The 12,336-nt window shown below is 56.9% G+C and carries 9 protein-coding genes and 4 tRNA genes; 6 read left to right on the forward strand and 7 right to left on the reverse strand.

What is annotated here, in order from left to right; translation table 11 throughout:
* Positions 1-126 precede the first annotated feature (126 nt).
* Positions 127-447, forward strand: coding sequence for an iron donor protein CyaY (gene cyaY / locus ACOKCT_RS20870; protein WP_103177447.1), 321 nt, complete (start codon positions 127-129; stop codon positions 445-447).
* 91 nt (positions 448-538) lie between these two features.
* On the opposite strand, the gene cyaA is transcribed toward cyaY, so the two are convergent.
* Complete coding sequence (gene cyaA / locus ACOKCT_RS20875; RefSeq protein ID WP_325942067.1) at positions 539-3,085, reverse strand: class I adenylate cyclase; 2,547 nt, start codon at positions 3,083-3,085, stop codon at positions 539-541.
* 345 nt (positions 3,086-3,430) lie between these two features.
* Here cyaA and hemC point away from each other — a divergent pair, with 345 nt between their 5' ends.
* The 5 genes from hemC to ACOKCT_RS20900 all read left to right on the forward strand — a co-directional run bounded on the left by hemC (position 3,431) and on the right by ACOKCT_RS20900 (position 8,876).
* Entirely contained in the window at positions 3,431-4,372 is a 942-nt protein-coding gene (gene hemC / locus ACOKCT_RS20880; RefSeq protein ID WP_103177450.1) for a hydroxymethylbilane synthase, read from the forward strand.
* The gene (hemD, locus tag ACOKCT_RS20885; protein ID WP_420193850.1) at positions 4,369-5,109 is read left to right on the forward strand and encodes a uroporphyrinogen-III synthase; all 741 of its coding nucleotides are present in this window, start codon (positions 4,369-4,371) and stop codon (positions 5,107-5,109) included. Before hemC ends, hemD begins: the two co-directional genes overlap by 4 nt.
* A gap of 21 nt (positions 5,110-5,130) precedes the next feature.
* A complete protein-coding gene (gene hemX / locus ACOKCT_RS20890) occupies positions 5,131-6,309 on the forward strand; it encodes a uroporphyrinogen-III C-methyltransferase (protein WP_114388261.1) in 1,179 nt (392 codons plus the stop codon).
* A 2-nt stretch (positions 6,310-6,311) separates the two neighbouring features.
* Complete coding sequence (gene hemY, locus ACOKCT_RS20895) at positions 6,312-7,511, forward strand: protoheme IX biogenesis protein HemY (protein WP_103825327.1); 1,200 nt, start codon at positions 6,312-6,314, stop codon at positions 7,509-7,511.
* Positions 7,512-7,670: 159 nt separating this feature from the next.
* Positions 7,671-8,876, forward strand: coding sequence for an MFS transporter (locus tag ACOKCT_RS20900; RefSeq protein WP_420193851.1), 1,206 nt, complete (start codon positions 7,671-7,673; stop codon positions 8,874-8,876).
* Positions 8,877-9,377: 501 nt separating this feature from the next.
* On the opposite strand, the gene ACOKCT_RS20905 is transcribed toward ACOKCT_RS20900, so the two are convergent.
* The 6 genes from ACOKCT_RS20905 to wecG all read right to left on the reverse strand — a co-directional run bounded on the left by ACOKCT_RS20905 (position 9,378) and on the right by wecG (position 12,329).
* Positions 9,378-9,454, reverse strand: a tRNA-Pro gene (locus tag ACOKCT_RS20905).
* A 44-nt stretch (positions 9,455-9,498) separates the two neighbouring features.
* Positions 9,499-9,584, reverse strand: a tRNA-Leu gene (locus ACOKCT_RS20910).
* 21 nt (positions 9,585-9,605) lie between these two features.
* Positions 9,606-9,681 (reverse strand) — tRNA-His (locus ACOKCT_RS20915).
* Positions 9,682-9,755: 74 nt separating this feature from the next.
* Positions 9,756-9,832: transfer RNA gene (locus ACOKCT_RS20920), tRNA-Arg, on the reverse strand.
* 105 nt (positions 9,833-9,937) lie between these two features.
* Positions 9,938-11,320: a bifunctional threonine/serine APC transporter ThrP gene (thrP, locus tag ACOKCT_RS20925; RefSeq protein WP_103177455.1), complete on the reverse strand. Its 1,383-nt coding sequence runs from the start codon at positions 11,318-11,320 to the stop codon at positions 9,938-9,940.
* Between the two features lie 268 nt (positions 11,321-11,588).
* Complete coding sequence (gene wecG, locus ACOKCT_RS20930; protein ID WP_159340422.1) at positions 11,589-12,329, reverse strand: lipopolysaccharide N-acetylmannosaminouronosyltransferase; 741 nt, start codon at positions 12,327-12,329, stop codon at positions 11,589-11,591.
* Positions 12,330-12,336: the final 7 nt, after the last annotated feature.

Here is a 12,336-nt window from a genome sequence, read left to right on the forward strand (position 1 = left end):
CCTGTAAGTTCAAATCTGTTTTCTATCATCGCAGGAGAAGGCACAAAAGCAAGAGTTTGCCGCTAACCTGCAACCGGAATTATTTAGCGTTATACTGCCGCCATCACGAAAAACAGGAACAGAACCATGAATGACAGTGAATTCCATCGCCTCGCCGATAACCTGTGGCAAACCATCGAAGAACGCCTGGATGACTGGGATGGCGACAGCGACATCGATTGTGAAATCAATGGCGGCGTGCTGACCATCAGCTTCGAAAACGGCAGCAAAATCATTATTAATCGCCAGGAGCCGCTTCACCAGGTCTGGCTCGCCACCAAACAGGGCGGCTACCACTTCGACCTGAAAGGCGACGAGTGGATTTGCGATCGCAGCGGTGAGACCTTCTGGGATCTGCTTGAGCAGGCTGCGACGCAGCAGTCGGGTGAAGAGGTGAGCTTCCGCTAAGGCTGTTTTGCCGGATGGCGCTTCGCTTATCCGGCCTACGGGTTCGTGCCTTTGTAGGCCCGGTAAGCGTAGCGCCACCGGGCAATGGCCGTCAGGAGAAATACTGCTGCAACAGCGGGGTACTGACGTCCTGTCTGTCAGGGACGACCGGGGTAATCGCCTGGGTGCGGAACGGGATCACCTGCGCACGGCCATCCACCTTCACAATCTGATAGAACTGCGGCAGGTTGAAGTTGATAAAACTTGAGCCGTAGGTGAAGCGGTCATGGGAAGAGGAGTAGAAGCGGCTGACGTCGCGCACCAGCTCCTCTTTGCTGCCTTCACAGTGGTGATACACTTCGGCGCGGTTGGTTTCGTCGAGGATGTAGATATTGAACCCGGCATCCTCCCCCGTCTCCTCAAAGAAGAACTGAATAATCCCTTCACTGGCGAAGCCGTCCACCACCTGCGGCAGTTTAACGTGGTTGGTCTCAACCTGTACCGACAGACCGTGCAGTTTGTTGTGCGAAATGGCGCCGTAAAACTCAATGGCGTTTTCCAGCTTCTGCACCGAGACGTTCAGACGTTCAAAGAAGAGGCCCCAGGTCTGGCCGGAGACGCGCAGCGCTTTAAAGCGCCCGGTTTCCTGACGGGTACTGGAGAGGCGCAGATCGATACATTCAGAGACCAGCTGCTGTACGCGGGTACGGATCAGGCCGCGCAGATGCTGGCTGTAACAGAACACCTCGACGCTGTCCGGCGGCGCGGCATCCTGGTGCATTTTACCGAGAATCGTTTTCAGCGCTTCGATCATCGCCTGCTCGCCGTTGAAGTGCAGGGTACGCACTTCGTTCCACGAGTTGCGGTAGAGCAGATCGACGCTGCCCACCAGGCAGTTTTGCTGCTCGCCAAAGCTGAAGACGTCCAGCTTACGGAAGTCGAAATGCACCACCTGATTGCGGAACGCCGCCGTCGGGTCATATTCCAGGTTGACGATAATCGCCAGATGGCGAATTTCGCACGGGCTGTAGAGCGCTTTCGGCGTCGGCGCAGGCAGACGCAGCGGGAAGTGGTGCGACACATCCGCCACCATCTCCTGCAGTTTAGCCAGATCGACGATCTCGTTGCCCTTAATGAACAGGCGGGTACGTGACGTCAGCAGGCCGTTAAACCAGGCCCACGCCACCAGCTTGTTCAGGTAACGGTTATATTCCAGCGGCTGATGGCTGATGATCGAATCCATGCTCGGCGCACGGTTATACAGATACCAGCCGGTACGGTTCGCACGACCCGGTGGAACATAGATAAAGGTCAGGTTCGGTTCAGACAGGTCCGGCGAAATCTGTGGGTTCACCAGCGTCACTTTACCCGGCAGCGCTTCAAACGCCGCGTACAGCTTACGGGTCAGCACCCCGATGTCCTGCGGGCTGGCGGAAACGCTGAGGTTGTTACGACGGGCAAAGCGGATCAGGTTACGGTAGCTCTGCATCATCGCATCGAGCAGTTCGTTGTGCGCTTCACGCACCTGATCGATCTTCCAGTTGGCGCGGTTATCCAGCATCGACAGGCGCTCTTCGTCCCATCCCCACTCTTTAACTAACTGACTGACCACTTCACGACGCCAGCCGACGCAGGCGCGTTCGCGGCTGAGCTTCTCACAAACTTTAAGATAGAAACATCGACGGACCAGATCGAGACGGGTCGGATCGTCGATGGCTTTCAGGTATTCGGTGACGCGCTCAAGCATCATGCAGTAGGCATCAAGACCGAAAGAGACGATCTCGCCATCATGCAGACGCTGTTTAATGTCTTTCGCCAGCAGGCGCGGGGTTGGGTATTCCCAGGAATAGGCTTCGAGCAGCAGCGTTTTCAGCACCGCTTTGTACGGGGAATCGATACTTTTATAGAGCTGCCACAGGCTGGCGCCAAAGTACTCTTCCGCAGAGAGCGAGCTTAAGCCCCCCAGGTCCAGCCACTCGTTTGGCGTCAGGACACCCTGGGCATAGAGCTTCATGACGTAATCGTCGTAATGCTCCTCTTCGTCGCACGGCACCATACTCCACAGGATACGCTTCCCGGCCAGGCGCACGGCGGTACGGTAAAATTCATCCAGCAACAGGATGTGCTGGGTCGAGCCGCAGTCTTCGCCCCCCAGACTGCCGCTTTCATTATGGCGGAAACGGTTTTCATCAATCAGGAAGAAGCTGACTTCCACGCCGAGCGATGCCGCCCAGCTCTCCAGCAGGCTGCATTTACGCTGCAGCAGTTGACGTTCTTCATTATCAAGCCAGGATTGATGGCAGACCCAGATATCGAGATCCGACGAGCAGCTTTGCCCCACCGAAGAGGTGCTGCCCATGGTGTAGACGCCGGTGATAGGCAGTTCGCCTTTTGGCGACTCCTGTGCCGGCATACCGCGATAGAGTTCCAGCTCTTTCAGATAGTGCTGTTGGGTTTCATCAGGCGTGAAAAGGCAGATGCCTTTGGGAACGTTACCATCGAGGTAACCCGGCATCAGCGGATGGTGATAATGCAACAATGTCGGCAGCAGACTGTAAACCTGCTGGAAAGCAGGTCCCATTGCAGCAAGCGCGCGATCGACGCGCAGTTGATTGATGGCATCCAGTCGCTGTTTCAGAGTCTCAATATAGAGGTACAAGACGTATCGCCTGATGTTCAGAAAGCGCTCACCTTCAGCAAGACCGAGGATTACGCGTTCACAGTATTTCGAAAGTAGCCGTCACCCTTTTTCGCCCTTATCTTTATGGTCATGGAGACGAAAAAATGGTCTAAAACGTGATCAATTTAACACCTTGCCGTTTGACCGTAAAGAAAGATGCGCTACATACAAGTGTAGCACCGTTCTGAACGTGTAAATTCCTGAATACGGCAGCAGGCAACCTGAATCGCTGCCCTGTCCTGAACCCCTTCTACGTCCGTAAACCTGACAGTCCTGAGACAACAATGTTAGGATGGTCAGCAGACGATTAAGACGGTAACAAGCATGTTAGACAATGTTTTAAGAATTGCCACACGCCAAAGCCCCCTTGCGCTCTGGCAGGCACATTATGTTAAGCAGCGCCTTGAGGCCTGCCATGCAGGTTTGCGTGTAGAGCTGGTGCCGATGGTGACGCGCGGCGATGTCATCCTTGATACACCGCTGGCGAAAGTGGGCGGGAAAGGCCTGTTCGTAAAAGAGCTTGAGCTGGCACTGCTTGAAGGTCGCGCCGATATTGCGGTTCACTCCATGAAGGACGTCCCGGTTGATTTCCCTGAAGGGCTGGGTTTGGTCACCATTTGCGAGCGGGAAGATCCACGCGATGCCTTTGTCTCGAATCACTACGACTCCCTGGATGCTCTGCCACAAGGGAGCATCGTTGGCACGTCAAGTTTACGCCGCCAGTGCCAGCTGGCCGAGTATCGCCCGGATCTCATCATCCGCTCCCTGCGCGGTAACGTCGGCACCCGCCTGAGCAAGCTGGATAACGGTGAATATGACGCCATAATTCTGGCGGTAGCTGGCCTGAAACGCCTGGGCCTGGAGTCGCGTATCAAGGCGGCGCTCTCCCCGGAACAGTCGCTACCGGCCGTGGGCCAGGGCGCGGTGGGCATTGAGTGCCGGCTCGACGATACCCGTACCCATGCGCTGCTGGCGCCGCTCAATCACGACGAGACCGCAATCCGCGTGCAGGCGGAGCGCGCCATGAATACCCGCCTGGAAGGGGGATGTCAGGTGCCGATTGGCAGCTATGCTGAATTAACAGATGGCGAACTGTGGCTGCGCGCGCTGGTTGGCGCGCCGGACGGTTCGCAGATGGTACGCGGCGAACGTCGCGGCAAACCGCAGGACGCCGAACAGCTGGGTATTTCGCTGGCGGAAGAGCTACTGGATAACGGCGCCCGTGAAATTCTCGCGGATGTCTATAATGGAGAACCCCCGGCATGAGTATTCTCGTCACCCGCCCTTCTCCCGCAGGAGATCAGTTAGTGAGCCGTCTGCGCGCACTGGGGCAGGTGGCGTGGAGCTTTCCGCTGATTGAGTTTTCCCCGGGCCGGGAACTTCCCCTGCTCGCGGGCCATCTTGCCGCGCTGCGGGCCGATGACATGCTGTTTGCCCTGTCGCAACATGCCGTGGCATTTGCCCACGCCCGGCTGCAGCAGGAGGGCCATCGCTGGCCGGATGCGCCACGCTATTTCGCTATCGGCAGAACCACCGCCCTGACGCTGCATACCGAAAGTGGCAAAGAGATTCGCTATCCGCTGGATCGGGAAACCAGTGAAGTGTTGCTACAATTACCTGAATTACAAACCGTTGTGGGAAAGCGCATTCTGATTTTGCGCGGCAACGGTGGGCGGGAACTGCTGGGCGACACGCTGCGCGAGCGCGGAGCAGAAGTGACATTTTGCGAATGTTATCAACGTTGTAATAAATACTATGACGGTGCAGAAGAGGCGATGCGCTGGCAGTCGCGCGGCGTCACTACCCTTGTGGTGACCAGCGGCGAAATGTTGCAACACCTCTGGTCGCTGATCCCACAATGGTATCGTGAAAACTGGTTACTCCGCTGTCGGCTTCTGGTCGTCAGTGAGCGTCTGGCGAACCTCGCCCGGGAACTGGGCTGGCAAGATATTCGGATCGCTGATAACGCCGACAACGATGCGCTGCTGCGCGCATTACAATAACTCTCATAATGGGAAGCCATAATGACGGAACAAGAAAAATCCTCCGCCGTGGTTGAAGAGACCAGGGAGACTGTGGACACCACGCCACAGCCAGAAACGACAGAGAAAAAGCATGGCAGCAATAAAACCAGTCTGGCGTTAAGCGCAATTGCCATCGCCATTGCGCTGGCCGCTGGCGTCGGTCTGTATGGACTGGTGAAAAAACAAGCGACCAATCAGGTTGCCACGAACGACGAACTGGTGACGCAAATCACCGCCCTGCAACAGGCGCAGCAGTCGCAAAAAGCCGAGCTGGATGGGGTGATCAAACAGCAGGCCGATCAGCTGGCCGCTGCCACCCGTAAGCAGGACGAGCTGACCAAACAGCTGGATGAAATGCAGCAAAAAGTGGCGGCTATTTCCGGTACCGATGCCAAAACCTGGCTGCTGGCGCAGGCTGATTTCCTGGTCAAACTGGCCGGGCGCAAGCTGTGGAGCGATCAGGATGTCACCACCGCTGCCGCGCTGCTGAAAAGCGCCGATGCCAGCCTGGGCGACATGAACGACCCAAGCCTGATCACTGCCCGCCGGGCACTCACTGCGGATATCGCCAGCCTGTCGACCGTATCGCAGGTGGATTATGACGGCATCATCCTGAAAGTGAATCAGCTGTCGAACCAGATCGATAACCTGCGTCTGGCAGATAATAACGACGACGACTCCCCGATGGATTCCGACAGCAGCGAACTCTCCAGCTCATTGAGCGAGTGGCGCATCAACCTGCAAAAAAGCTGGCAGAACTTTATGGACAGCTTTATCACCGTTCGCCGCCGCGATGAGACCGCCGTGCCGCTGCTCGCGCCGAATCAGGACGTCTATCTGCGCGAGAACCTGCGTTCACGTCTGCTGGTGGCCGCGCAGGCTGTGCCTCGCCATCAGGAAGAGACCTACAAGCAGGCGCTGGATAATGTCTCCACCTGGGTACGCGCTTACTACGATACCGACGATGCCACCACTACCGCTTTCCTCGAAGAGGTGGACAAGCTGAGCCAACAGAACATCACCATGAACGTTCCGGATAAGCTGGAGAGCCAGCCGATTCTGGAGAAGCTGATGCAGACGCGCGTGCGTAACCTGCTGGCACAGCCGGGCGAAGCGGCGGAGCAGTCTCCTGCCCCAGCTCCAGCTCCCGCCCCTGACAGCGCACCGCAAGGAGAGTAATTATGTTAAAAGTTTTATTACTCTTCGCACTGCTGCTCGCCGGGATCGTGCTGGGTCCTATGCTGGCGGGTCATCAGGGCTACGTGCTGATCCAGACCGATAACTACAATATCGAAACCAGCGTCACCGGGCTGGTGATCATTTTGATCCTGGTGATGGTGGCATTTCTGGCGATCGAGTGGATCCTGCGTCGCATCTTCCGTACCGGGGCCCATACCCGCAGCTGGTTTGTCGGCCGCAAGCGCCGCCGTGCCCGTAAGCAGACCGAACAGGCCCTGCTGAAACTGGCTGAAGGGGACTATCAGCAGGTTGAGAAGCTGATGTCGAAGAATGCCGATCATGCTGAACAGCCGGTGGTCAACTATCTGCTGGCGGCGGAAGCCGCACAGCAGCGCGGCGACGAAGCACGCGCCAATCAGCATCTGGAGCGTGCCGCCGAGCTGGCTGAAAACGATCCGATCCCGGTTGAGATCACCCGTGTTCGCCTGCAGCTGGCGCGTAACGAAAACCATGCCGCCCGTCACGGCGTCGATCGCCTGCTGGAGATCGCGCCGCGTCATCCAGAGGTGCTGCGTCTGGCTGAGCAGGCCTATATCCGCACCGGCGCGTGGGGCTCGCTGCTGGACATCATCCCGTCGATGGCGAAAGCCGACGTCGGCGATGAAGAGCAGCGCGACAGCCTGCAACGTCAGGCATGGATCGGGCTGATGGACCAGGCGCGAGCCGATCAGGGTAGCGATGGCCTGAAGGCCTGGTGGAAAAATCAGAGCCGCAAAACGCGCCAGCAGGTGCCCCTGCAGGTGGCGATGGCGGAACACCTGATTGAGTGTGACGATCACGATACCGCCCAGAGCATCATCCTTGATGGCCTGAAACGCCAGTACGACGATCGTCTGGTGATGGTGATCCCACGTCTGAAAACCAATAATCCGGAGCAGATCGAGAAAATGCTGCGCCAGCAGATCAAAACCGTGGGCGATCGCCCTCTGCTGTGGAGCACTCTGGGTCAGTCACTGGCCAGACATGGCGAATGGAAAGAGGCCAGCCTCGCCTTCCGCGCCGCGTTAAAACAGCGCCCGGATGCGTTCGATTATGCCTGGCTGGCGGATACGCTGGATAAACTGCATCTGCCGGAAGAGGCTGCCGAAATGCGCCGCGACGGTCTGCTGCTGACATTACAGAACAATCCCCCGCAGCAATAATTGCACAGGAGGCCTGACGGCCTCCTTTTTTATTTGCTACATTCTTAGCATCTTCTTCAGAGACCCACTCCGCCAATGTAACGATCTCCTTTCATTGAACATTTTTTCTGTACACGCCTTTTACGGCGTGGATTAAATCGTTTTTGAAAGGATCGTTTCATGAACACGCTTTTGTATGCGCTTTTTCACGCGCTGCGCTGTCATCGCTGGCTGCGCCTGCTGGCCTGCGCTTTTCTGTTTACCTCTGTGGGAAATGGCTTAACCCAGGTGATGGTCTTTGGTCTGCTGCTGGAGTGGCAGGCTCCCGCCTCTTTACTGACCCTGGCATATCTGTTTGCCCTGCTACCGGGATTTCTGGGCAGCCTCGTCGGGGAGAAGTTCTGTATGCGTTTTTCACCCATCGGCCTGCTGCTCCTGACAGAGTGGATGGGTCTGCTCGCCCTGCTGTTTCCCCTGCTGGGCATTCAGTTTCACAGTATGGTAGCGCTGCTGGCGGTGCAGTCCACCGAGGCCTTTCTGACGGGCATGAGCTGGCCCGCGCTGGCCCTGCTGTTTCGGCGAGGATTGTCCGAAGCCGAGCTGCCTGCGGCGACCTGCCTGGAGACGATGATTTTTGCTTCGCAGGTGCTACTGGGCACCGGGCTGGGTATGGTGCTGTTTCATCACCTGCCCGCGCTGGCACTGCTGGGGATCGACGCGCTCACCTTTGCGGGCTCCTTGCTGATGCTGCGCCTCACTGGCAGCGCGTTGCCTTCTCTGGCGCCTGAGCAGGCAGCAGAAACCGAAAAACCGGTGGCGATGCGCTGGCAGGCACTGGGAGCGCAGCAAAAACGCAGCCTGTTGCTGCTTCCTGCCCTCGCCGCCGTGGGTTCACCCGCTATGGCGCTGCTGCCTGCACTGGCGCAGCAGATCGAGCCGAATGATGCTGCCGGGCTGGCCCTGCCTCTGCTTTTTGCCCGCAGCATGGGACAGCTGTGCGGCCCGCTGCTGCTGAAAAGAGAGAGCCTGCCCCGCTACGCCGGGCAAAACCGCCTCCTGCTAACCTGCCTCGGCCTCTTTTTACTCGCCTACGGGACGATCCCGCTGCTATCGGGGATGCAAGCGCTGGGGGTCGTTTTTGTCGCCCATCTCGCTTCGAACGTCGTTTTTGCGGTGGGCACTTTTAGCCTGTTAAGCAGCTTTCAGGCTGACCTGATCTCCTCGGCCAGCGGCAGGGCCTGGCGATGGCAAACCGCCAGCGCATCGCTCTTTACCGGCCTCACGGCACTGGTTGCTGACGTGCTGGGGCCGCTACAGGCGCTGTATGGCGTTTCGGGCTGTGCCCTGCTAATGGTGGTGGGGATCCTGACGCGCTACTGCAGATAAGGCATAAAAAAACGCCTGCTAAAAAGCAGGCGTTAAACAGGTCTGTTTGACAACTTGTGGTGCTTCACTCAACGTTGTGTCCAGGGTGTTTGATGAGGCCGAAGCGACATCTGTCAGTGGACGATAAGCACCGTAAATGGCTCTGCGTCATTCCGGAGTTTATGAGGCACTAAGGCGAACATAAGAGGTGGAATGAGCATCTACACGCATATTATTGCATGCAATGTGCCAATGTTGCATTACGAAGTTGTATGTATCTCAACTTTTTAAGATAAAAGGAAATTATCCCTGTCAGTCAGGAAACGGGCGGCAGAATGGGCCAATAATCAGGCCAAAGTGTCTCCAGGAAGAGACAGGCTGACGGATAAAGCGATATATTGATTCATTTCAATAGGTTATATGTCACTTATTCACGACAGGCCAGGATATCGCTGTCGGCAATAAACAACAGGGGCAGGAAAAGCAGAAAACAAAAAACCCCGCCGAAGCGGGGTTCAAAATTGGTCGGCGAGAGAGGATTCGAACCTCCGACCCACTGGTCCCAAACCAGTTGCGCTACCAAGCTGCGCTACTCGCCGATATACTGCTTTTTTGAATTTTTAGTTCAATTCATTAAAAGTCGTGGTGCGAGGGGGGGGACTCGAACCCCCACATCCTAAGGACACTAACACCTGAAGCTAGCGCGTCTACCAATTCCGCCACCTTCGCAATTCACAACTCTTTAAATAATGGGGTGGCTAATGGGATTCGAACCCACGACAACTGGAATCACAATCCAGGGCTCTACCAACTGAGCTATAGCCACCACTACTTGATTCTTTACTCTTTCACGCGGTTCTGCCTACTTAACAGACCACCGCAGCTCCAGCACCGGGTGAATGGTGCGCCCGACAGGATTCGAACCTGAGACCTCTGCCTCCGGAGGGCAGCGCTCTATCCAGCTGAGCTACGGGCGCTTAGCGCCGTTGCGGGGCTGGATATTACGGAGGTCTCGGTCTGCTGTCTAGTGCTTTTTTAAAATAAATGCGCGTTTGCTTAGACTTTGCGCACTTTGCCGCATATTACTGCGTTTTGACCCTTTCCACGTGTCGCCCCAGGCCAAAAAGCCTGTATCCCGCGCTAACGGCCGCCAGGAATATCGCCCCGACATACAGCGACATGCGGGTGTCTTCGTTGAAGTACATGCCGATCAGCACGCAGATCAGGAACGCCATCGTTAAATAGTTAGCCCATGGGAAGAGAATGGAGCGGAACGGATGGCTGGCAATCGCGTTTTTATGCGCCTGACGAAAACGCAGCTGGCTAATCAGGATCACAAACCACGGCACCATACCTGGCAGAACGCTGGCGCTGTAGACATAAACGAAGACACGCTGCGGGTTCGGGATGATGTAGTTCAGGCATGACCCCACCAGCAGAATAATAATCGAGATGGCAACGCCCACCACCGGCACTCCGGCGCCGGAGACTTTCCCCACCGCCGCCGGCAGCTGACGGTTGTTCGCCAGCGCGTAGAGCATACGCCCGCAACTGTACATGCCGCTGTTACAGCCGGAGAGCGCCGCCGTCAGCACCACAAAGTTGATAATCGCCGCCGCTGCGGTAATGCCGATTTTGGCAAAGGTGAGCACGAACGGGCTGCCGTTACTGCCAATCTCATTCCACGGGAAGATAGTGACGATGACAAAAATCGCGCCGACATAGAAGATGAGGATACGCCACAGCACCTTGCCGACCGCGCTGCGCAGGGTCACCTGCGGGTTTTTCGCCTCCCCGGCAGTGATCCCGATAAGCTCAACCCCCTGATAGGACGCCACCACAATGCAGAGCGCCGTCAGGAAGCCCTTCCAGCCGCCAGCAAAGAAGCCGCCGTGTTCCGTCAGGTTGCCAAAGCCAATCGCCTGGCCCCCGTTACCCAGGCCGAAGAAGATCACCCCCACGCCGATGACAATCATCACGATAATGGTGGTTACTTTAATCATCGCAAACCAGAATTCGATCTCACCGTACAGACGCACGGCGGCGAGGTTCGCCAGCGCCACCAGCCCCACGGCGATAAGCGCAGGTATCCACTGTGCCATCTCCGGGAACCAGAACTGCACGTAGACCCCAATGGCGGTGATCTCCGATATGCCCACCGCCATCCACATAAACCAGTACGACCACGCCGTGAGATAGCCAAAAAACGGGCTTATGTAGCGATGCGCATAAACGGCGAACGAACCGGCGACCGGCTCGAGGAACAGCATCTCCCCCATGGAACGCATGATAAAGAAGACGAACAGCCCGGCGATGATATACGCCAGCAGGACCGACGGCCCGGCCCATTTCAGGGTGCTGGCGGAGCCCATAAACAGGCCCACGCCAATCGTCCCGCCAAGGGCGATAAGTTCGATATGACGAGCTTCCAGCCCACGCTGAAGCTCCGGTTTTTTCTCTGACATAAATCCTCGGTTGTGCTTGCGACTCTCCCGGCCTGCGCCGGTTATTGTTATAGGTACAGATGCGCTATCACAGGCTGTGCGTAATGGACCGTTTATGTTTACGGTTGATGCAAAAACAGCCTGGTACGGTAGTGACGGAGGGGAATGGTTTCTTAAATTTTGTGAAATGGCAAACGATGCGTTAAAAAAATGAATGTATTGTTGAGAAAAGCAGCAGATTTACGGGCGTATTGCAGCGCGAGCAGTATATCGCGCTGCGATTCAGATATTACAGGCGTCCGGAGTAGTGCCAGCCGAGATAACGCAGCAGACGGAGCTGGCGGGTGATCCGGCTCGGCTGGGATAACAGGCGATAGAGCCACTCCAGCCCCAGGTTCTGCCACACTTTTGGCGCGCGCTTTACGTGGCCGGTAAAGACATCGTAAGTGCCGCCCACGCCCATATAGAGCGCATCCGGATAGACCTGACGGCAGTCGCGCATCAGGATCTCCTGGCGCGGTGAACCCATCGCGACGGAGATGATCTTCGCCCCGCTGTCTCGAATACGGGCAAATAGCGCCTGCTGCTCGTCAGGGCTGAAATAGCCGTCCTGGCTGCCGACGATATTCACCTGCCACTGGTCACGCAATTTCTGCTCGGTTTGCGCCAGCACCCCAGGTTTGCCGCCGACGAGGAAGACTGGCGTACCGTCTGCCCCCGCCCGCGCCATCAGCGCTTCCCAGAGATCGGCCCCCGCGACGCGAGAGATGTTCGCCCCCGGGTACTTCTTACGCACGGAGCGCACCACGCTTATCCCGTCCGCATATTTAAATTCGGCCGCCTCGATGAGGTCGCGCACCTGGGCGTTATCCTCAAGGGTAAGCATTTTTTCTGCATTGATGGCCACCAGCGTGCCGGTTTTGATCCCGTCCCCGGCACAGAGATAGTCCAGCGCATGCTGCATATCACGCCAGCCAATCAGCTTCAGGCCCCGCAAGTCATACTGCGGTGCTGAGGTATTATCAGTCATTATTATC

The sequence above is a fragment of the Leclercia sp. M-A074-M genome, assembly GCF_965195605.1.
Classification (GTDB): Bacteria; Pseudomonadota; Gammaproteobacteria; order Enterobacterales; family Enterobacteriaceae; genus Enterobacter.

Coding starts and splice junctions, on each gene's coding strand:
- hemC (WP_103177450.1), top strand. CDS start 3,431: ATGTTAGACAATGTTTTAAGAATTGCCACACGCCAAAGCCCCCTTGCG.
- hemY (WP_103825327.1), top strand. CDS start 6,312: ATGTTAAAAGTTTTATTACTCTTCGCACTGCTGCTCGCCGGGATCGTG.
- wecG (WP_159340422.1), bottom strand. CDS start 12,329: ATGACTGATAATACCTCAGCACCGCAGTATGACTTGCGGGGCCTGAAG.
- hemX (WP_114388261.1), top strand. CDS start 5,131: ATGACGGAACAAGAAAAATCCTCCGCCGTGGTTGAAGAGACCAGGGAG.
- thrP (WP_103177455.1), bottom strand. CDS start 11,320: ATGTCAGAGAAAAAACCGGAGCTTCAGCGTGGGCTGGAAGCTCGTCAT.
- ACOKCT_RS20900 (WP_420193851.1), top strand. CDS start 7,671: ATGAACACGCTTTTGTATGCGCTTTTTCACGCGCTGCGCTGTCATCGC.
- cyaY (WP_103177447.1), top strand. CDS start 127: ATGAATGACAGTGAATTCCATCGCCTCGCCGATAACCTGTGGCAAACC.
- hemD (WP_420193850.1), top strand. CDS start 4,369: ATGAGTATTCTCGTCACCCGCCCTTCTCCCGCAGGAGATCAGTTAGTG.